Raw genomic sequence first — 19,500 nt, forward strand, 5'->3', positions numbered from 1 at the left:
GCGCCAACCACCTTGGCTATTCGTCACCGAAAGGCTCGCCCAACAGGTCGAGCATCGACCGCAGCGCGCGCGTGACATGCCTCTCGCTGTGATGCAGCGCCGAAAACCGCCTGAGCGGCATGGGAAACTCCACCACATGCAGCCGGCCGGCAAAGGAGTGGTAGGACGCGGCCCGGCTCGACAGCACGGTTGCCGCAAGCCCCGCTTCCACCGCCGCCATCGCCGCCTCGTTGGATGGCATTTCCAGGACGACGGAGAGCATTTTCGGCTCGATGCCGAGATGCGCCAGATGCGCCTCGAAGGCGGCCCGTGTACCTGACCCCTCCTCGCGCATGATCCAGTTCGTTTCCAGAAGGTCGCCCGCCGCAATCGGCGGCCCGCCCGCCCAGGGATGACGGCTGCCGACCACAAGAACCAGCCGGTCTTCGGCAACCGTCTGCCGGGTGAGCCCCTTGATCGTCACCTCGCCCTCGACGACGGCAAGCTCCGCCGCACCGGCAAGAACGGCCTCCGCAGCACTCTGCGTATTGCCGACCGTCAGCCTCAGGTCGACACGGGCAAACCGCTCGTGATAGGCAACCAGCCGCGCCGGCAGCCAATAGCTCGCCACCGTCTGGCTGGCATGGATGCGCAACAGGCCGGAAGCCGAGCCGCCGAGATCGGCAAGCGCCAGCTCCGCAGCCCTTGCCCGCTCCATCACACCGCGCGCCTCGTCGACGAACAGCCGTCCCGCCTCGGTCAGGACGATGCGGCGCCCCACCCTGTCGAACAGCAGCACGCCGTGCCGCGCCTCGAGCGCCTTGATCGCCGCACTGACCGCCGACTGGGTGAGATTGAGATTTTCCGCCGCGCGCGTCAGATGCTCCTGCCGCGCGACTTCCAGAAAGATCCTCAATTGCTCGAACGTCATGGTGCCCTTTCGCGGCGATCAGCTTTGCTTGCTCGACCCGATCGGGCCTCAGGCGGAGACGTCGATGACGACGCGGCCACGCACCTTGCCCGCCAGAATATCCTCGGCAAGCTTCGGCAGGTTCGACATCGGTTCGACACTCGTCATGCTGTCGAGCTTGGCCTTGTCGAGATCGCGGGCGAGCCGCTTCCAGGCATCGAGCCTGAGCGATCGTGCCGCCATGACCGAATCGACGCCGATCAGCGCCACGCTGCGCAGGATATGCGGAAGTACGGTCCCCGGCAGGTCCGCGCCCCCGGCCAGCCCGCAGGCCGCGATCGCCCCGCCCCGCACCGTCTGGGCAAGCGCATTGGCGAGCGTCGTCGAACCGACGCTGTCGACGCCACCGGTCCAGCGTTCCTTCTGCAGAGGACCACCCTTCTCCTGCAACGCGGCCCGATCGACGAAACCGGTCGCACCGAGCGAGGCGAGATAGGCATGCGTCTCCGGCCGGCCGGTCGAGGCCGTGACGTTGTAGCCGCGTGCGGCAAGCAGGGCGACCGCCACCGAGCCGACGCCGCCGGCCGCACCGGTGACCAGAACTTCACCCTTGCCGGGTTCGATCGCACCCCATTTTTCCAGCGCGTCGACGCAAAGCGCCGACGTATAGCCGGCCGTGCCGATCGCCATCGCCTGCTGGAACGAGAATGCGTCCGGCAGCGGCACCAGCCATTCGGCCTTGACCCGCTGGTAGCGAGCGAAGGCGCCCCATTCGGTTTCGGACAGGCCCCAGCCGTTCAGCACCACCTTGTCGCCGGCCTTCCATTCGGGAGAACGAGACGTGATGACCGTGCCGGCAAGATCGATGCCGCCGATCATCGGCGTGCGCCGGGCAATGCGCCCCTTGCCGGTAATGGCCAGACCGTCCTTGTAGTTGAGCGACGAATAGGCGATCTCGACCAGCACGTCGTGATCCGGCAGGTCGCTGATGGCGATGTCCCTGAAGGATCCCGAAGTCTTGCCGTCGACGGCATCGATGACCATCGCCCTGAAAGTCTCAACCATGATGTATCTCCTGTTGTCAGAACAGATGAGCACCTAACGCCGAATTTGCCTTGATCCATTGATGCGGCTCATAAATTCGAACAAACGCATGGTCATGATGCCGCAGATCACCTGTCGGACACTGCATTGCAGGAAGGCAGGCATTGCACGTCCGATAAAGTTCGTTCGTCAAATTAGAACGAAATGACAAAACTTATCAATTGGATTTGTTGGTCGCGACAACGGAGAATGATTTTCGAAATTCCACCTTATTTATGGAAATTTGACGATGTCATTGCCGATCTCCGCAGAAAGCTCGCACAATCCGCTTGCCATCATGCGTCCGCTCCTGCCGGGCCTGCTCTTGACTGCGGCCATCGCTGCCGCCTCTCTGGCGATACGTGCGCTGACCGGCTGGGCCGCGCTCAGCCCGCTCATCCTGTCCATCATTCTGGGAATGCTGCTGCGCAACACGCTGAAACTGCCGGCCATGGTCGAACCGGGCGTCGGATTTTCGCTGAAGCGCATCCTCAGAGCCGGCATCGTCCTTCTCGGCCTGCAGGTGACCCTGACGCAGATCCTGTCGCTCGGCGCCGCTGCCCTCGTCACCGTGACGCTGACCTTGGTCGCAACCTTCATCGCCATCCGCCTCGTCGGCAGGCTGATGGGCGTCGACCGGCAACTGACCGACCTGATCGCCGCCGGCACGTCCGTCTGCGGCGCCTCGGCCGTCATCGCCGCCAATACGGTTGTCAGGGGACGGGAGGAACATGTGGCCTATGCGGTTGCCTGCGTCACCCTGTTCGGCTCGATCTCGATGCTCGCCTACCCGCTTCTCGCCTCGCCACTCGGCCTCGATCCGCGCGCCTACGGCCTGTGGTCCGGCGCCACCATCCACGAGGTTGCCCAAGTCGTCGCCGCCGCCTTCCAGGACGGCACTGTCGCCGGCCAGTTCGGCACGATCGCAAAACTCGCCCGCGTTGTCCTTTTGGCACCGCTGATCATGACGCTCGCCCTCGCCGCCCGCAGCACCGTATCGGCAGGCGGCCAGCGCGCTTCGGCGCCGATGCCGTGGTTCGTCATCGGCTTCATTTCGATGATGCTGGTCAACAGCTTCGTCTCGATCCCCGCCGATATCAGCGCAAACCTCGTCATGCTCACCAATTTCCTGCTGTCCATGGCACTTGCGGCCATGGGCCTGCAGGCCAATATCGGCAAGCTGCGCGCCGAGGGCTGGCGCCCGCTCGCGCTCGGCGCCTTCGGCTGGATCTTCATCGCAGCCTTCGGCTACGGCCTCCTGAAACTGCTTGGCTTCTGATCTACCTTGCGACTGCCGATGGCCTCGACCCCTCAGTAGGGGGCCATCAGCAGGGCTTCGGCCGCTCCTGCGGCTGGTCCTCGCCGCGCACCGCCTCGTCATGGTACCAGCACATATCGACCACGGACAGAACGACGTCCGGTGCCGATGGCACGGTCAATCCGTTGTCGAGCCGCCGACGCGGCATCAATGGAAACTGATAGATTTTTGCACTTTCACGATGGACGCTCCTCATCCGATCGCCTCCTCACCCAATTGCAATCAAGTCAAGCAGACAAGAAATCTGCACATTATTTGACCTTATTGCACTAATTTACATCATTTGCATAAGATCCGCCAGCCTGAAACCCATCAAATGGCGTTAATCCCGCAGCAACTGACGTGATCCGATTTAACGCGCCTCACTGCGTTCCGTTCCGGGCACATGCCGGAGCAAACACGGTCGAAGCCCAATCTCTAAGCAGAATCAGGCGCAAGCGACGCGCATGCCGCCTGCTGCGACAATCCGAGCGGCATTATTTAAATCACTTCGCCCGTTCTTCGATCAAACTGGCACGCTCATTGCGTTCTCTTGTTCATGCCCGGAATGTGGACCGCAAGGGCCGCACATTCCAGGATGGCTCAACCATGAACCACGGCCTGAGAGATAAAACATGACCAAGTATAAGCTCGAGTACATCTGGCTCGACGGCTACAAGCCGGTAGCTAACCTGCGCGGCAAGACGCAGATCAAGGAATTCGATGCATTCCCGACGCTCGAACAGCTCCCGCTCTGGGGCTTCGACGGTTCGTCGACCATGCAGGCTGAAGGCCATTCGTCCGACTGCGTGCTGAAGCCCGTTGCCGTTTACCCGGACCCGGCTCGCACCAACGGCGTTCTGGTCATGTGCGAAGTCATGATGCCTGACGCTGTCACGCCGCATCCGTCGAACACCCGCGCCACCATCCTCGACGACGAAGATGCGTGGTTCGGCTTCGAACAGGAATACTTCTTCTACGAAAACGGCGCTCCGCTCGGCTTCCCGGAACAGGGTTACCCGGCTCCGCAGGGCCCGTACTACACCGGCGTTGGCTTCTCCAACGTTGGCGCAGTTGCCCGCGAAATCGTCGAAGAGCATCTCGACCTCTGCCTCGCTGCCGGCATCAACCACGAAGGCATCAACGCCGAAGTGGCCAAGGGCCAGTGGGAATTCCAGATTTTCGGCAAGGGCTCCAAGCGCGCCGCCGACCAGATCTGGATGGCTCGCTACCTGCTGCAGCGCCTGACGGAAAAGTACGGCATCGACGTCGAATATCACTGCAAGCCGCTCGGCGACACCGACTGGAACGGCTCGGGCATGCACTGCAACTTCTCCACCAAGTTCATGCGTGAAGTTGGCGGCAAGGAGTATTTCGAAGCCCTCATGGCTGCCTTCGCCAAGAACTGGAAAGAGCATATCGACGTTTACGGTCCCGACAACGACAAGCGTCTGACCGGCAAGCACGAAACCGCTCCGTGGAACAAGTTCTCCTACGGCGTTGCTGACCGTGGCGCTTCGATCCGCGTTCCGCACTCCTTCGTCAACAACGGCTACAAGGGCTACCTCGAAGATCGTCGCCCGAACTCCCAGGGCGACCCCTACGCGATCGCTTCCCAGGTTCTGAAGACGATTGCAGAAGTCCCGACCGCAAAGTCGGCCGCTGCCTGATAAATCCTCCCAAGGATAAACGGAAAACGCCAGCTTCAAGCTGGCGTTTTTCGTTTTTGGGGGAATGGGCGGTTGTCGCGCCCCCCCCTCACTTGCAATTTCTGAAACTTAGCTGCGCTAAGATTTCGAAATTGCTTTCTCTCCCACAAGGGGAGAGATGCCGGGGAGGCTTGCTCGGAGGCCCGCCTCTCCCCTTGTGGGAGAGGTTACAAAATCAAGATCTTAGCAAAGCTAAGTCTTAGATTTTGTTGGTGAGGGGATGGCCCAGTCGCCATACCCCCTACCTGACCCGCAACCCGTCCATGAACAACTGCTCCAGAAACCGTGCGGCATCCTCGAAGCGGCCGTCGCCGGAATGGGTAAGTCCGAGCACCGCCCGCACCTGCACGTCGAAATCGGCATAATGCTGCGTCGTCGACCAGATCGAGAAGATCAGGTGATAGGGATCGCATTTGGCGATCTTGCCGGCCCGTGCCCAGCTGCGGATGACCTCGGCCTTCTCGTCCACCAGTTCCTTCAGCGGCCCGTTGAGTTCGTCCTCGATATGCGGCGCGCCCTGCAGGATCTCGTTGGCGAAGAGCCGGCTCTCGCGCGGAAAATCCCGCGCCATTTCCAGTTTGCGGCGGATATAGGAGCGGATCTCCGCCTCCGGATTGCCCTCCGCGTCGAACACCCGCAGCGGTTCGAGCCATGTCGCCAAGACCCGGTCGATCAGCTGCCGGTGCATCGCCTCCTTGGTGCGGAAATAATAGAGCAGGTTCGGCTTCGACATGCCGGCAGCCTCGGCGATCTGGTCGATCGTGGAACCGCGAAACCCGTTGACCGAGAAGACGTCGAGAGCAGCCTCCAGGATGCGCTCTTCCTTCTCTTCCTGGATCCGCGTTCGGCGCTGCGTCTTCGCAGCCCTCGGTATAGCCATGCCGTGCCGTGCCCCTTGTCGATGCCCCGATGGATATCCCAGTGGATACCGTTGCCGACGCCGCCCTTAAAATTCTGAAAACATCTGGACATGTGACGATTTTCAGCTTGAGTGGCGCGGCGGAAATTGTAAGCTTTTACCAAGCGGTCAAATTATCGGCGACAAGCAGAATAAACGCAATGCCGATCTTCCGAGCCGGGGGCGATATGCCCCGCCGCATCGGACAGGACAAGCGGGAACAACGAACATGCTGCCCTTCGGCAGTACATAACAGGTGAGGACTGAAAATCATGGTGGCAGCACCGGGTGAGAACCTGCGCGTCAACGGCGATCGTCTCTGGGACATGCTGATGGATATGGCGAAGATCGGCCCCGGCATTGCCGGCGGCAACAATCGCCAGACCCTGACGGATGCCGATGGCGAAGGCCGCCATCTGTTCAAGCGCTGGTGCGAGGCGGCCGGCATGACGGTCGGCGTCGACAGGATGGGCACGATGTTTGCCACCCGCCCCGGCACCGACCCGGATGCCCTGCCCGTCTATGTCGGCAGCCACCTCGACACCCAGCCGACCGGCGGCAAGTATGACGGCGTGCTCGGCGTGCTGGCAGCACTCGAAGTCGTCCGCTCGATGAACGACCTCGGCATCAAGACGAAGCACCCGATCACCGTCACCAACTGGGCAAACGAGGAAGGTGCCCGCTTTGCTCCCGCCATGCTCGCTTCCGGCGTCTTCGCCGGTGTCCATTCGCTCGAATACGCCTATTCCCGCCAGGACCCGAAGGGCAAGACCTATGGCGACGAGCTGAAGCGCATCGGCTGGCTCGGCGACGAAGAGGTCGGCGCCCGCAAGATGCACGCCTATTTCGAATATCACATCGAACAGGGGCCGATCCTCGAGGCCGAAGAAAAGCAGATCGGTGTCGTCACCCATTGCCAGGGCCTCTGGTGGCTGGAATTCACGCTCACCGGCAAGGAGGCCCATACCGGCTCCACCCCGATGGATATGCGCGTCAATGCCGGCCTGGCCTTCGGCCGCATCCTCGAAATGGTTCAAGCCGTGGCCATGGACGAACAGCCCGGCGCCGTCGGCGGTGTCGGTCAGGTGTTCTTCTCGCCCAATTCCCGCAATGTCCTGCCCGGCAAGGTCGTCTTCACCGTCGACATCCGCACCCCGACCCAGGAAAAGCTCGACCGCATGCGGGCGAAGATCGAGGCGCAGGCCGCCGAAATCTGCGCAAGCCTCGGCGTCGGCTGCTCGGTCGAGGCCGTCGGCCATTTCGATCCCGTCACCTTCGATCCCACGCTGGTCGGCCGTGTACGCTCCGCCGCCGAAAAGCTCGGCTACAGCCACATGAACATCATTTCCGGCGCCGGCCACGATGCCTGCTGGGCGGCACAAGTGGCACCGGCAACGATGATCATGTGCCCCTGCGTCGGCGGGCTCTCGCATAACGAAGCGGAAGAGATCTCCAAGGAATGGGCCGCCGCCGGCTGCGATGTGCTGTTCCATGCTGTGGTGGAAACGGCGGAGATAGTCGGGTGAGCGTCACGATTGCCACAGAACGACCGAACCAGCCCGAAGTGATCGCCCTGATCGAGCTTTCCGACGCCTATATGGCGTCGCTCTATCCGCCGGAAGGCAATTTCGCGGTTGATCTGGATGCCTTGTCGCAGCCGGATATTTCCTTTCTGGTCGCAAGGCTGGACGGCAAGGCGGTCGGCTGCGGCGGCATCAAATGGTTCGACGACGACAGTGCGGAACTGAAGCGCATTTTCGTCCATGACGACGCGCGTGGCCATGGCATCGGCCGAAAGATCATGGCCGAGCTCGAGGCGCTGGCGGCGGCACGCGCCGCTGACCGCCTTTATCTCGAAACCGGGCCGCTGAATGTCGAGGCAGTGCGCCTCTATCAGGCGCTTGGCTATTCCACATGCGGCCCGTTTTCCGATTACGAGGAAAACCCGCACAGCCTGTTCATGACCAAGATCCTGAGACAGCGGGAGGCCGCCCCATGAGCGCCTCCTTTGCATCGACAACCGAAACAAGACGATCATCAGCCCGGATGTCCAGTCCCTGAGATCCTCGATCTCAGGTGATTGACTGCGGCAACAGACAAGGGGAACAACCATGGCCACAGTGATCAAGAACGGAACCATCGTCACCGCCGACCTGACCTACAAGGCGGATGTGAAGATCGATGGCGGCAGGATCGTCGAGATCGGGCCGGACCTGAAAGCCGATGAAACCCTCGACGCCACCGGCTGCTATGTCATGCCGGGCGGCATCGATCCGCATGTCCATCTCGAAATGCCCTTCATGGGCACCTATTCCGCCGATGATTTCGATAGCGGCACCCGTGCAGCCCTTGCCGGCGGCACGACCATGGTGGTCGATTTCTGTCTGCCCGATCCCGGCCAGTCGCTTCTCGATGCCCTGAAGCGCTGGGACAACAAGGCGACCCGCGCCCATTGCGATTATTCCTTCCACATGGCCGTCACCTGGTGGGGCGAACAGGTCTTCAACGAGATGAAGACGGTGGTCGAGGAAAAAGGTATCAACACCTTCAAGCATTTCATGGCCTATAAAGGCTCGCTGATGGTCAATGACGACGAGATGTTCGCCTCCTTCTCGCGCTGCGCCGAGCTTGGCGCCCTGCCGCTCGTCCATGCCGAAAACGGCGATATCGTCGCCTCCATGCAGCAGAAGCTGATGGATGAAGGCAATAACGGCCCGGAAGCCCATGCCTATTCGAGGCCCGCGTCGGTCGAGGGCGAAGCCACCAACCGCGCCATCATCATCGCCGACATGGCCGGCGTGCCCCTCTATGTCGTCCACACATCCTGCGAACAGGCGCATGAGGCGATCCGCCGGGCACGGCAGAACGGCATGCGGGTCTATGGCGAGCCGCTGATCCAGCACCTGACGCTCGACGAGAGCGAATATTTCGACAAGGACTGGGATCATTCCGCCCGCCGCGTCATGTCGCCTCCGTTCCGCAACAAGCAGCATCAGGATAGTCTCTGGGCCGGCCTCGCATCGGGCTCGCTGCAATGCGTGGCAACCGACCATTGCGCCTTCACCACCGACCAGAAGCGCTACGGTCTCGGTGATTTCAGAAAGATCCCGAACGGCACCGGCGGGCTCGAAGACAGGCTGCCGATGCTCTGGACCTACGGCGTCGCGACAGGCCGCATCACCATGAACGAATTCGTCGCCGTCACCTCCACCAATATCGCCAAGATTTTGAACCTCTATCCGAGAAAGGGCGCGATCCTCGTGGGTGCCGATGCCGATATCGTCGTGCTCGACCCGAAGAAGTCGAAGACCATCTCGGCCAAGACCCAGCAATCCGCCATCGATTACAATGTCTTCGAAGGCAAGCAAGTGACCGGCCTGCCGCGTTACACGCTGTCGCGCGGTGTCGTCGTGGTCGATGACGGCACGATGAAGAGCCGCGAGGGCCATGGCCAGTTCGTCGCCCGCGAGCCCTATCCGGCTGTCAGCAAAGCGCTCTCCACCTGGAAGGAACTGACGGCACCGCGTAAGGTCGAACGCTCCGGCATTCCCGCAAGTGGTGTTTAAAATGAAGAAAATTCTCGTCGCGACCTTCCTTACCCTGGCCGCTGGTTCCGCTCAGGCAGAAACCTTCCTCGACGGTGCCTATGGCGACAAGGATGGCTGCATCTATTCCAAGACCGGCGATACGTCCGGCGATGATGATTTCTTCCTGCTGAACGACCAGGGCATCACCACGGCCGTCTCGACCTGCGACTTCCACGGCGCGGCCACCAAGACCGATACCGGCTTTACCATCGATGCCGAATGCGAGGCCGATGGCGAAGCGGGATCGGAGGATATCGCCACGCTGACCAGGTCCGACAAGGGCTATACGGTCAGCTTCCCGGACGGCACGAAATGGGGTCCCTATCCGAAATGCAAATAGCCACCGGATCATCCAACAAGGCAGGAGCCCAGGGCTTTTCGGTCGTCTCCGCCAGAAAGCTCGGTCTGACTTTCGAGACCAATGACGGACCTGTCCATGCGCTGTCCGATGTCGATCTGGAGGTGAGACGAGGCGATTTCGTCTCCTTCATCGGCCCGTCCGGCTGCGGCAAGACGACCTTCCTGCGGGTCATCGCCGATCTCGAACGCGCCACCTCGGGCGACATCACCGTCAACGGCATGACGCCGGAAAACGCCCGCAAGTCCCGTTCCTATGGCTATGTCTTCCAGGCCCCGGCGCTCTATCCCTGGCGCACGATCGAAAAGAACATCGCCCTGCCGCTCGAGATCATGAACTACACGAGCGCCGAGAGGAAGGAACGCATCGAGCGCACCCTCGATCTCGTCAATCTGACTGGCTTCGGCAAAAAGTACCCGTGGCAGCTTTCCGGCGGCATGCAGCAGCGCGCCTCGATAGCGAGAGCCCTCGCCTTCGATGCCGACCTGCTGCTGATGGACGAACCCTTCGGCGCGCTCGACGAGATCGTCCGCGATCACCTGAACGAACAATTGCTGAAACTCTGGGCGCGCACTGAGAAGACCATCTGCTTCGTCACCCATTCCATCCCCGAGGCCGTCTACCTCTCCACCAAGATCGTCGTCATGTCGCCGCGCCCCGGCCGGGTGACCGACGTGATCGAATCGACGCTGCCGAAGGACCGCCCGCTGGAAATCCGCGAAACCCCGGAATTTTTAGCCATCGCACATCGGGTGCGCGAAGGCCTTAGGGCGGGGCATAGCTATGAGGAATAGGTTGGAGATTGAGAGAAAGACCCCTCCCAACCCTCCCCACAAGGGGGAGGGCTTAACCCGGCCGCTCCGCCGAGGCTCGATTGAGGCAGGTGGCCGCCACAGGTCCTCTCCCCCGTTGTGGGGGAGATGGCCGGCAGGCCAGAGGGGGTATCGCAACCTAAAAAATGGGAATGACGCCGACATGCCGCATTCCAACATCGATCCCAAAACCCGAACCCGAGCCAGACGACTTCGCCGCGAACTCACCAAGGCCGAAGCCGCCATGTGGAACATGTTGCGCGACCTTCGCCCTCTCGGTGCCCGCTTCCGCCGCGAAACGCCGATCGGCCCCTATATCGCTGATTTCGCCTGGCTTTCCGCCCGCGTCGTCATCGAAGTCGATGGCGACAGCCACGAGACCGACCACGGCCGCCGGCACGATGCTAGACGTGATGTATTCATGCATTCCGAAGGCTTCACCATCCTGCGCTTCGACAACCGTCAGGTCCTCGACGGACCGGATTACGTCGCCATCGAAATCGAGAACCATCTGGCTGCCTTCCTGAACAGGGAGCCCACCCCATGACCGCAGCCTTCCTTCTCTGGCTCGCCGGCGCCATGGCGACCTTTCTTGCGGCGGCAACGGCGTCGCGCGCCTATATCGCCTCCAGCAACATCCTGCTTCTCGTCCTGTCGCTCGCGCTCTATTGCGTCGGCAATCTGATGATGGTGAAGCTGATGCGCGAAGGCGGGCTTGGCCTTGCAATCTCGGTCTCGGCAATTGCCCAGTTGCTGCTGATCAATGTCATCGCCGTCTTCATCTTCGGCGAGCGGCTGACCTCGGCGCAGCTTGCCGGCGTCGGCCTCGGTGTCGTTGCCATGGTCTTGATGCTGTTTCCGGTCGGGGCGAAAAGCTGATGCACCAGGAAAAGCTCTTCCAGCACAGGATCTTGCCCGTCGCGGTCTTCGTCATTGCCATCGTCGCCATTTGGTATATCGGCGCCTATGCCTTGAATGCACCCTTCCAGCGCGATCTTGACCGGCGCGCCAACGTCACCCCAACGGCGATCGAATTCTTCGAAAAGACCATGTCGCAGCCGAAGCCGACGCTTCCCGCGCCCCATCAAGTGGCGACGAACGTGTTCGAGAATACCTTCCTGCGCAGCGTCACCTCCAATCGCAGCCTCGTCTACCATGCCTGGGTGACGCTATCCTCGACCGCGGTCGGCTTCACGCTCGGCACGCTTCTCGGCATCCTGATCGCCGTCGGCATCGTCCATGTGAAGACGCTCGACCGCAGCCTGATGCCCTGGATCATCGCCTCGCAGATGGTGCCGATCCTCGCCGTGGCACCCATGGTCATCGTCGTGCTCGGCGCGGTCAACATTACCGGGCTTCTGCCCAAGGCGCTGATTTCCACCTACCTCTCCTTCTTCCCCGTCGCCGTCGGCATGGTGAAGGGTTTGCGCTCGCCCGAACTCATCCAGCTCGACCTGATGCGCACCTATAATGCCAGCATCGCCCAGACCTTCTGGAAGCTGCGCGTGCCGGCCTCCGTCCCCTTCCTGTTCACCTCGATGAAGGTGGCGATCGCCGCAAGCCTGGTCGGCGCCATCGTTGGCGAACTGCCGACCGGCGCCGTTGCCGGCATCGGCTCCAAACTCCTCGCCGGCGCCTATTACAGCCAGACGATCGATATCTGGGCTGCGCTGATTGCCGGCTCCGTGCTCGCCGCCATCCTCGTGGCGATCGTCGCGCTGGTCGGCCGTCTCGTCGAGCGCGCCATGGGCGCCAAGCCGCGCGGGAGAGCCTCGTCATGACGATCTTCACGCGTTCCTGGCAGGGCTGGCTCGCCCTCATCCTGTCGCTTGCAGCGCTCTGCAGCCTGCCGCTGCTGCTGCCGGATGCCACCGCCCAGTTTCAGCAGGTGACGATGTTCTCCATCTTCGTGCTGACGATCGGCGGCGCGGCCCTGTCGCTCCTGCCCCTGCCGACACTGTTCGTCGCCGTCATGCTTTTGGTCTGCAGCCATCTTTCCACCGGACTGCTGATCGGCGGCCTTGGCGGAAATGAAGGTCACGCGGCGCTGGCCTTCTTTCTCGTGCTTGCCGCAGACTGGCTGCTGGCCTGGCGCTGCGTCACTCTTCTCTCCGGCATCAGGCCGCGCTCGTCGCTCGGCGAGGCGCTCCTTCGGCTGGTCATACCGGCAGTCTTCGGCATCTGGATCCTGATCCTCTGGGAAGCGGCGACCCGCGGCCTCGGCATTCCCTTCATCCTACTGCCGCCGCCTTCCGCCATCGGCGCGCGCATTGCCACCTCCCTGCCGATCCTCTGGGCCGATGTGCAGCAGACCGTCTTCAAGTCCGTCATCTTTGGTTATGTCGTTGGTTGCGCGGCAGGTTTTGTCGTCGCCATTCTCGCCGACCGCATCGCCTTCGTCCGCCGCGGCCTGCTGCCGATCGCCAACCTCATGTCGGCGCTGCCGATCATCGGCGTCGCCCCGGTCATGGTCATGTGGTTCGGCTTCGACTGGCAGTCGAAGGCCGCCGTCGTCATCGTCATGACCTTCTTCCCGATGCTGGTGAACACCATTGCCGGCCTTGGTGCCGCAGGCTCCATGGAACGCGACCTGATGCGCTCCTATGCGTCGGACTATGCGCAGACCCTGACGAAACTGCGCCTGCCCGCCGCCATGCCCTTCATCTTCAACGCGCTGAAGATCAATTCGACGCTTGCTTTGATCGGCGCCATCGTCGCCGAATTCTTCGGCACGCCGATCGTCGGCATGGGCTTTCGCATCTCGACCGAGATCGGCCGCATGAATGTCGACATGGTCTGGGCGGAAATCGCGGTTGCAGCACTCGCCGGATCTGTCTTTTATGGTGTGATAGCGCTTGGCGAGAGAGCGACGACATTCTGGCATCCGTCTAACCGTGGGGGTTAGGCGCAACGAACCGCCTGCGTAACATCGCGGTGCGGAAAAGAGAGGGTAGCAGCAATGAAAAAGATCATGAAGGCATTGATGGCGACCGCCATCGGCGCGACGGCGGTGCTTTCCGCCGCAGAAGCAATGGCTGCCGACAAGCTGACGCTGCAGCTGAAATGGGTGGCCCAGGGCCAGTTCGGTGGCTATTACGTCGCCAAGGACAAGGGCTTCTACGAGGCCGAAGGCCTTGACGTGACGATCAAGCCCGGCGGCCCGGATATCGCACCCGAACAGGTCATCGCCGGCGGCGGTGCAGACGTCATCGTCGACTGGATGGGTGGCGCGCTGGTGGCCCGCGAAAAGGGCGTTCCGCTCGTCAACATCGCCCAGCCCTTCCAGAAATCCGGCCTGGAAATGATCTGCCCCAAGGATGGCCCGGTCAAGACCGAGGCGGACTTCAAGGGCAAGACGCTCGGCGTCTGGTTCTTCGGCAACGAATATCCGTTCTTCGCCTGGATGAACAAGCTCGGCCTCAAGACCGAAGGCGGCGCCGATGGCGTCACCGTCCTGAAGCAGAGCTTCGACGTGCAGCCGCTCGTCCAGAAACAGGCGAACTGCATCTCGGTCATGACCTATAACGAATACTGGCAGGCGATCGATGCCGGCTTCAAGCCGGAAGACCTCGTCGTCTTCAATTACACCAAGCTCGGCAACGACCTGCTGGAAGACGGCCTCTATGCGCTCGACACCAAGCTCAAGGATCCGAAGTTCAAGGACGACATGGTGAAATTCGTCCGCGCTTCGATGAAGGGCTGGAAATACGCCATGGAAAATCCGGATGAAGCCGCCGAGATCGTCATGGACAATGGCGGCCAGGATGAAAATCACCAGAAGCGGATGATGGGCGAAGTCGCCAAGCTGATCGGCGACGGCAAGCTCGACATGGCGACCTATGACCGCACGGTCAAGGCGCTCACCGACCAGAAGATCATCAGCAAGGCACCGGAAGGCGCCTACACGACCGACATCACCACTGCCGCGCTGAAATAATCAGGCAATAAAACTTATAGATACATAACAATGCCCGGCCTTACGGTCGGGCATTGTTTTGCCATCACTGCGTGCAAGACCTGACCTCGATGGACGGATTGATCGCGGGGTGGTGAACACCTATTGATATATGCGAAGGCGCGCACGAAATTTCCGGCACCGGCTCCTGGAGCAATTGTCGGATCTCGCCTTCGCTCTGCGTCATACGAGGAGGACGTATGATGGAGGATACCGATGTCGGCTTTTTCTGCCTCCAGAACCTGGATCCTGTGCATGCCGCCTAGCCTTTCGAAACTGATCCCCGGACTGATCGCATGTGGCATCGTCATCGCCGCATCATCTGCACAAGCGCAGGAGGCGGCCAAACCGGCTGAGGCGGAGCCGAAACTCCCGGCCATCGTCGTGACCACGGTGACGGCACGACCGCTGACCGACCGCGTGATTGCGACCGGGACGATCCGCCCGATAGACGAGATCTATGTCCAGCCGCTTGTCGAAGGCCTGTCGGTGAAGACGATCAACGTCGATGTTGCCGACGACGTGAAGGCAGGCGACGTGCTCGCCAGCCTCAACGACGACGCGCTCGTCCTGCAGAAGAGCCAGTATCAGGCCAACAAGGCCAAGGCCGAGGCTTCGGTGGCGCAATATCAGGCCCAGGTGGTCGAGGCACAGGCAAATCTCGACGACGCGACGAGACAGCGGGACCGCACAGAGAAGCTCACCCAGAGCGGCACCAGCACCGCGTCGCAGCTCGAACAGGCCAATGCGCAGGTGGATGTCGCCCGCGCCAGATTGAACGCCGCCCGCCAGGCGGTCGCGGTCGGCCAGTCCGACGTCCATGTCATCGACGCCCAGATTGCCGATGTCGACCTGCAGCTTGCCCGTACCAGCGTCAAGGCGCCGGTATCAGGCGTGGTTTCCGTCAAGAACGCCAGGGTCGGCGCCATCGCCTCGGGCAACGGTGACCCGCTGTTCACCCTCATCAAGGACGGCGCGATCGAACTGGTCGCCGATATTTCCGAATCCGATATCCAGAAGGCAAAGGTCGGCCAGAAGGCTCTCGTCACCGTTGCCGGCAACCCGAAGGAGATCGAGGGCCGCGTCCGCCTCGTCTCGCCGACCGTCGACCAGACGACACGGCTCGGCCTCGTGCATATCGAGATCGATGCCGATAGTGGTGCGCGTGCCGGCATGTATGGCCGGGCCTCGATCATCGTTGCCGAAACGAATGCGCTCGCTTTGCCCCTTTCCGCCGTCACCACCGGGCGCGAGGGCTCCCTCGCCCGCAAGGTCGAAAATGGCGTCGTCAAGCAGGTCAGGATCGACACCGGCTTCCAGGACGGCGGCTTCGTCGAGGTTCTGAACGGCCTGACGCAGGGCGATACGGTCGTCGCCAAGGCGGGCGCCTTCGTCCGCGACGGCGATCATATCGCCCCGGTCCCCGAAAAGACCGCCGACGGCAAGGCGACGGAGGTATCGCAATGAACTTCTCCGCCTGGTCGATCCGCAATCCGGTAGCACCGCTTCTCGCCTTCGCCCTGCTCGTCTTCGTCGGCATCCAGGCCTTCTATGCCCTGCCGATCACCCGCTTCCCCAATATCGACGTGCCGGTCGTGTCGATCTCCGTCACCCAGAGCGGCGCCTCGCCGGCCGAACTGGAAATGCAGGTGACCAAGGAGGTCGAGGACGCCGTCGCCTCGATTAGCGGCATCGACGAGATCCAGTCGACGATTACCGATGGCCTGTCGCTGACGACCGTCGTCTTCCGCATCGAAAAGCCGACCGAAGAGGCGGTGCAGGACACCAAGGACGCGATCGACAAGATCCGCAGCGATCTGCCGGCCGGCATCGAGGAACCGATCGTCTCCAAGGTCGATGTCGAGGGCCAGGCGATCCAGACCTTCGCCGTCTCCTCGCCCAACATGACGCTGGAAGAGCTGTCCTGGTTCGTCGACGACACGATTACCCGCGAATTGCAGGGCGAGCCCGGCATCGGCCGGATCGATCGTTACGGCGGCGCCGACCGCGAAGTGCGCATCTCGCTCGATGCCGCCAAGCTCGATGCCTATGGCATCACCGCGGCCGACGTCAACGCGCAGATCCGCAGCACCAATGTCGATCTCGGCTCCGGCCGCGGCCAGGTGGCCGGCAACGAACAGACGATCCGCACGCTGGGCGATGCCCGCAACGTCCAGCAACTGGCCGACACCAGTATCGCGCTGTCGAACGGCCGCTTCGTCAAGCTGTCGGAACTCGGCCGCGTCACCGATACTTATGAGGAGCCGAAATCCTTCTCGCGCTTCAACGGCAACCCGACGGTCACCTTCGCGGTCTTCCGCGCCAAGGGCGCCAGCGAGGTTTCCGTCGCAAGGACGGTTTCCGAAAGCCTGGACGGCATCCGCAAGGCCCATCCGGACGTGTCGATCGAGATGGTCGATGACTCCGTCTACTTCACCTACGGCAATTACGAGGCTGCGCTGCACACGCTGATGGAAGGCTCGATCCTCGCCGTCATCGTCGTCTTCCTGTTCTTGAGAAACTGGCGCGCCACGCTGATCGCCGCCATCGCCCTGCCGCTCTCGGCCATCCCGACTTTCTGGATCATGAACATGATGGGGTTCTCGCTGAACCTCGTCTCCTTCCTCGCGCTGACGCTGGCGACCGGTATTCTGGTCGACGACGCGATCGTCGAGATCGAAAACATCGCCCGCCATATCAAGATGGGCAAGACGCCCTATCGCGCCGCGCTCGAAGCGGCGGACGAGATCGGCCTGGCGGTGATCGCCACCAGCTTCACCATCATCGCCGTCTTCGTGCCGGTCTCCTTCATGCCGGGCATTGCCGGCCAGTACTTCATCCAGTTCGGCCTGACGGTTGCCTTCTCGGTGTTCTTCTCGCTTGCCGTGGCGCGGCTGATCACGCCGCTGATGGCCGCCTATCTGATGCGTGCCGAAGACGCGATGGACGACCATCACGACAATGACGGACGGCTGATGAAGGCCTATACGCGCCTCGTCACCGGCACGACCAGCCGCTGGTACTGGCGCTATACGACAATGATCGCAGCCTTCGTCTTCCTCGCCGGATCGCTGTTCCTGTTGAGCAAGGTGCCAGGTTCCTTCCTGCCGCCGGACGACAACTCGCGTGTCGTCCTCTCGCTCGAACTGCCGCCCAACGCGACGCTCGACGAGACGGATGCGACCAGCACCAGGGTCTACGAGGCGGTCAGGAATATCGATGGCGTCGAAAGCGTCTTCACGCTGGGCGGCGCCTCGCCCAAGGGCGATCTCGAACTGCGCCGCGCCACGGTGCGCGTCAACTTAAAGAACATCGACCATTCGCTGATCAAGACGCTGGTCAACAAGGGCCTCGGCTCGACACCGCTGATCGGCGATCTCATCCCGAAAATTCCCGAGCATGGCCGCACCCGGCCGCAATGGGATGTCGAAAAGGATATCTTCGCCGCCGTCCACCAGATCCCGGATGTGCGCATTTCCAAGGTCAACGACCGGGCCGAGCGCGACCTCTCGTTCAACTTCCTCTCCTCCAACGAGGACGACCTGAACGATGCCGTGAGCCTTCTGGAATCTCGGCTGCGCGCCTCCTCCATCCTTGCCAATGTCTCGTCGGAAGGCGCTCTCCCCCGCCCGGAACTGCAGATCCGCCCGCGCATGGCGGAGGCTTCCCGCCTCGGCATCACGCCGCAGGAGATTTCCGAGACCGTCCGCGTCGCGACGATCGGCGATATCGACGCCAATCTGGCGAAGATTTCGCTCGACAGCCGGCAGATCCCGATCCGCGTCCAGACCTCGCTCGACGTGCGCCGCGACCTGCAGGCAATCCGCAATCTCAAGGTCAAGACCTCGTCGGGCACGATGGTGCCGCTCTACAGCGTCGCCGATATCGACTATTCCGAAGGCCCGAGCTCGATCAAGCGCAACAACCGCTACCGCGTCGTCTCGATCGGGTCCGACGTGCCCTTCGGCACGGCGCTCGACACATCGACGGCCGAGTTCAAGCGGATCGTCGCCGAAACCGACCTGCCGCCGACGGTCAAGCTGGCCGAAAGCGGCGATGCCAAGGTTCAGGCCGAAATGGTCGAGAACTTCGGCAAGGCCATGCTGATGGGCCTGTTGTTGGTTCTGGTCGTGCTGATCCTGCTGTTCAAGGATGTCATCCAGCCGCTGACCATTCTCTTCTCGCTGCCGCTGGCGATCGGCGGCGTCGCGGTTGCCCTGATCGTCACCCAGAATGCCCTCTCCATGCCCGTGCTGATCGGCATCCTGATGCTGATGGGCATCGTCACCAAGAACGCCATCCTGCTCGTCGATTTCGCCATCGAGATGAAGCGGCATGGCCTCGATCGCGTTCACGCCATGGTGGAAGCCGGCCGCAAGCGGGCTCGGCCGATCATCATGACATCCATCGCCATGTCGGCCGGCATGCTGCCATCCGCCATGGGTGTCGGCGAAGGCGGCTCCTTCCGCGCCCCGATGGCGATTGCCGTGATTGGCGGCATTATCGTCTCGACGGTACTGTCTCTGGTCGTGGTTCCCTCCTTCTTCCTGATCATGGACGATCTGTCACGCCTGCTCGGCAGGCTGTTCGGACGCTTCGTCGGAAAGAAGGAAGACGAGGAACTTGTCTCGACTGACGAGGTCGCGCGCCAGACACGCCAGCATGGCCGCGCTCTCTCGGATCTCGAAAGGCGGCTGGAAAAGCTCGAAAGCGACGATAATTCAACGCCTTCCGGCAAACAGTCGGGCCTCCAGTCGGATGCGCAGGCCGGCCATCGTGTGCTGAGACTGCCGCCGATGGCGGCCGAGTGAATGGCCGCGACGTTTCATCCTATCCGGGAAAATCGCTGCAAAATCTAAATTGCGGTTGATCAGTGTCAAATCCATCCGCCCTTTGCCCGCTATCCTGCTGC

Annotated in this window: 18 protein-coding genes; 14 read left to right on the forward strand and 4 right to left on the reverse strand. The window is 62.0% G+C overall.

Going from position 1 to position 19,500, the window contains the following annotated elements:
• Window positions 1–16: 16 nt before the first annotated feature.
• A complete protein-coding gene (locus NCHU2750_RS12785) occupies window positions 17–910 on the reverse strand; it encodes a LysR substrate-binding domain-containing protein (protein ID WP_119940841.1) in 894 nt (297 codons plus the stop codon).
• 48 nt (window positions 911–958) lie between these two features.
• Complete coding sequence (locus tag NCHU2750_RS12790; RefSeq protein ID WP_119940842.1) at window positions 959–1,954, reverse strand: MDR family oxidoreductase; 996 nt, start codon at window positions 1,952–1,954, stop codon at window positions 959–961.
• Window positions 1,955–2,222: 268 nt separating this feature from the next.
• Here NCHU2750_RS12790 and NCHU2750_RS12795 point away from each other — a divergent pair, with 268 nt between their 5' ends.
• Complete coding sequence (locus NCHU2750_RS12795; RefSeq protein ID WP_119940843.1) at window positions 2,223–3,251, forward strand: YeiH family protein; 1,029 nt, start codon at window positions 2,223–2,225, stop codon at window positions 3,249–3,251.
• A gap of 46 nt (window positions 3,252–3,297) precedes the next feature.
• Here the strand turns inward: NCHU2750_RS12795 and NCHU2750_RS12800 are convergent, their stop codons facing one another.
• On the reverse strand, window positions 3,298–3,486 hold the full coding sequence (locus tag NCHU2750_RS12800) for a DUF2735 domain-containing protein (RefSeq protein ID WP_119940844.1): 189 nt from the start codon (window positions 3,484–3,486) through the stop codon (window positions 3,298–3,300).
• A 418-nt stretch (window positions 3,487–3,904) separates the two neighbouring features.
• On the opposite strand from NCHU2750_RS12800, the gene NCHU2750_RS12805 reads away from it, so the two are divergent.
• Window positions 3,905–4,939 carry a glutamine synthetase beta-grasp domain-containing protein gene (locus NCHU2750_RS12805; protein WP_119940845.1) on the forward strand — a complete coding sequence of 345 codons (1,035 nt, stop codon included), beginning with the start codon at window positions 3,905–3,907 and terminating at the stop codon, window positions 4,937–4,939.
• A 280-nt stretch (window positions 4,940–5,219) separates the two neighbouring features.
• Here the strand turns inward: NCHU2750_RS12805 and NCHU2750_RS12810 are convergent, their stop codons facing one another.
• Complete coding sequence (locus tag NCHU2750_RS12810) at window positions 5,220–5,858, reverse strand: TetR family transcriptional regulator C-terminal domain-containing protein (RefSeq protein ID WP_119940846.1); 639 nt, start codon at window positions 5,856–5,858, stop codon at window positions 5,220–5,222.
• 290 nt (window positions 5,859–6,148) lie between these two features.
• Here NCHU2750_RS12810 and NCHU2750_RS12815 point away from each other — a divergent pair, with 290 nt between their 5' ends.
• The 12 genes from NCHU2750_RS12815 to NCHU2750_RS12870 all read left to right on the forward strand — a co-directional run bounded on the left by NCHU2750_RS12815 (window position 6,149) and on the right by NCHU2750_RS12870 (window position 19,399).
• The gene (locus NCHU2750_RS12815; protein ID WP_119940847.1) at window positions 6,149–7,402 is read left to right on the forward strand and encodes a Zn-dependent hydrolase; all 1,254 of its coding nucleotides are present in this window, start codon (window positions 6,149–6,151) and stop codon (window positions 7,400–7,402) included.
• Window positions 7,399–7,875, forward strand: coding sequence for a GNAT family N-acetyltransferase (locus NCHU2750_RS12820; RefSeq protein ID WP_245480239.1), 477 nt, complete (start codon window positions 7,399–7,401; stop codon window positions 7,873–7,875). Before NCHU2750_RS12815 ends, NCHU2750_RS12820 begins: the two co-directional genes overlap by 4 nt.
• 112 nt (window positions 7,876–7,987) lie before the next feature.
• Window positions 7,988–9,442: a dihydropyrimidinase gene (gene hydA, locus NCHU2750_RS12825; RefSeq protein ID WP_119940849.1), complete on the forward strand. Its 1,455-nt coding sequence runs from the start codon at window positions 7,988–7,990 to the stop codon at window positions 9,440–9,442.
• Between the two features lies 1 nt (window position 9,443).
• Window positions 9,444–9,803: a hypothetical protein gene (locus tag NCHU2750_RS12830; protein WP_119940850.1), complete on the forward strand. Its 360-nt coding sequence runs from the start codon at window positions 9,444–9,446 to the stop codon at window positions 9,801–9,803.
• Complete coding sequence (locus tag NCHU2750_RS12835; RefSeq protein WP_119940851.1) at window positions 9,794–10,615, forward strand: ABC transporter ATP-binding protein; 822 nt, start codon at window positions 9,794–9,796, stop codon at window positions 10,613–10,615. Before NCHU2750_RS12830 ends, NCHU2750_RS12835 begins: the two co-directional genes overlap by 10 nt.
• A gap of 181 nt (window positions 10,616–10,796) precedes the next feature.
• The gene (locus NCHU2750_RS12840) at window positions 10,797–11,180 is read left to right on the forward strand and encodes an endonuclease domain-containing protein (protein ID WP_119940852.1); all 384 of its coding nucleotides are present in this window, start codon (window positions 10,797–10,799) and stop codon (window positions 11,178–11,180) included.
• Window positions 11,177–11,512, forward strand: coding sequence for a hypothetical protein (locus tag NCHU2750_RS12845; RefSeq protein ID WP_119940853.1), 336 nt, complete (start codon window positions 11,177–11,179; stop codon window positions 11,510–11,512). Before NCHU2750_RS12840 ends, NCHU2750_RS12845 begins: the two co-directional genes overlap by 4 nt.
• The gene (locus NCHU2750_RS12850) at window positions 11,512–12,414 is read left to right on the forward strand and encodes an ABC transporter permease (protein ID WP_119940854.1); all 903 of its coding nucleotides are present in this window, start codon (window positions 11,512–11,514) and stop codon (window positions 12,412–12,414) included. Before NCHU2750_RS12845 ends, NCHU2750_RS12850 begins: the two co-directional genes overlap by 1 nt.
• On the forward strand, window positions 12,411–13,538 hold the full coding sequence (locus NCHU2750_RS12855) for an ABC transporter permease (RefSeq protein ID WP_119940855.1): 1,128 nt from the start codon (window positions 12,411–12,413) through the stop codon (window positions 13,536–13,538). Before NCHU2750_RS12850 ends, NCHU2750_RS12855 begins: the two co-directional genes overlap by 4 nt.
• Before the next feature lie 54 nt (window positions 13,539–13,592).
• Entirely contained in the window at window positions 13,593–14,570 is a 978-nt protein-coding gene (locus NCHU2750_RS12860) for an ABC transporter substrate-binding protein (protein WP_119940856.1), read from the forward strand.
• Window positions 14,571–14,843: 273 nt separating this feature from the next.
• Window positions 14,844–16,055 (forward strand): efflux RND transporter periplasmic adaptor subunit, encoded by a 1,212-nt coding sequence (locus NCHU2750_RS12865; RefSeq protein ID WP_119943318.1) that lies wholly within the window; start codon window positions 14,844–14,846, stop codon window positions 16,053–16,055.
• Window positions 16,052–19,399: an efflux RND transporter permease subunit gene (locus tag NCHU2750_RS12870; RefSeq protein WP_119940857.1), complete on the forward strand. Its 3,348-nt coding sequence runs from the start codon at window positions 16,052–16,054 to the stop codon at window positions 19,397–19,399. The genes NCHU2750_RS12865 and NCHU2750_RS12870 overlap by 4 nt, the downstream gene beginning before the upstream one ends.
• The last annotated feature ends 101 nt before the right edge of the window (window positions 19,400–19,500 follow it).

The organism is Neorhizobium sp. NCHU2750, assembly GCF_003597675.1.
In the GTDB taxonomy this organism is placed as follows: domain Bacteria; phylum Pseudomonadota; class Alphaproteobacteria; order Rhizobiales; family Rhizobiaceae; genus Neorhizobium.

Bases quoted from the DNA above. Each gene is read 5' to 3' on its own strand.
- NCHU2750_RS12800 (WP_119940844.1), bottom strand. From the start codon at position 3,486: ATGAGGAGCGTCCATCGTGAAAGTGCAAAAATCTATCAGTTTCCATTG.
- NCHU2750_RS12830 (WP_119940850.1), top strand. From the start codon at position 9,444: ATGAAGAAAATTCTCGTCGCGACCTTCCTTACCCTGGCCGCTGGTTCC.
- NCHU2750_RS12855 (WP_119940855.1), top strand. From the start codon at position 12,411: ATGACGATCTTCACGCGTTCCTGGCAGGGCTGGCTCGCCCTCATCCTG.
- NCHU2750_RS12865 (WP_119943318.1), top strand. From the start codon at position 14,844: ATGCCGCCTAGCCTTTCGAAACTGATCCCCGGACTGATCGCATGTGGC.
- NCHU2750_RS12850 (WP_119940854.1), top strand. From the start codon at position 11,512: ATGCACCAGGAAAAGCTCTTCCAGCACAGGATCTTGCCCGTCGCGGTC.
- NCHU2750_RS12835 (WP_119940851.1), top strand. From the start codon at position 9,794: ATGCAAATAGCCACCGGATCATCCAACAAGGCAGGAGCCCAGGGCTTT.
- NCHU2750_RS12840 (WP_119940852.1), top strand. From the start codon at position 10,797: ATGCCGCATTCCAACATCGATCCCAAAACCCGAACCCGAGCCAGACGA.
- NCHU2750_RS12845 (WP_119940853.1), top strand. From the start codon at position 11,177: ATGACCGCAGCCTTCCTTCTCTGGCTCGCCGGCGCCATGGCGACCTTT.
- NCHU2750_RS12805 (WP_119940845.1), top strand. From the start codon at position 3,905: ATGACCAAGTATAAGCTCGAGTACATCTGGCTCGACGGCTACAAGCCG.
- hydA (WP_119940849.1), top strand. From the start codon at position 7,988: ATGGCCACAGTGATCAAGAACGGAACCATCGTCACCGCCGACCTGACC.
- NCHU2750_RS12790 (WP_119940842.1), bottom strand. From the start codon at position 1,954: ATGGTTGAGACTTTCAGGGCGATGGTCATCGATGCCGTCGACGGCAAG.
- NCHU2750_RS12795 (WP_119940843.1), top strand. From the start codon at position 2,223: ATGTCATTGCCGATCTCCGCAGAAAGCTCGCACAATCCGCTTGCCATC.
- NCHU2750_RS12810 (WP_119940846.1), bottom strand. From the start codon at position 5,858: ATGGCTATACCGAGGGCTGCGAAGACGCAGCGCCGAACGCGGATCCAG.
- NCHU2750_RS12860 (WP_119940856.1), top strand. From the start codon at position 13,593: ATGAAAAAGATCATGAAGGCATTGATGGCGACCGCCATCGGCGCGACG.
- NCHU2750_RS12785 (WP_119940841.1), bottom strand. From the start codon at position 910: ATGACGTTCGAGCAATTGAGGATCTTTCTGGAAGTCGCGCGGCAGGAG.
- NCHU2750_RS12815 (WP_119940847.1), top strand. From the start codon at position 6,149: ATGGTGGCAGCACCGGGTGAGAACCTGCGCGTCAACGGCGATCGTCTC.
- NCHU2750_RS12870 (WP_119940857.1), top strand. From the start codon at position 16,052: ATGAACTTCTCCGCCTGGTCGATCCGCAATCCGGTAGCACCGCTTCTC.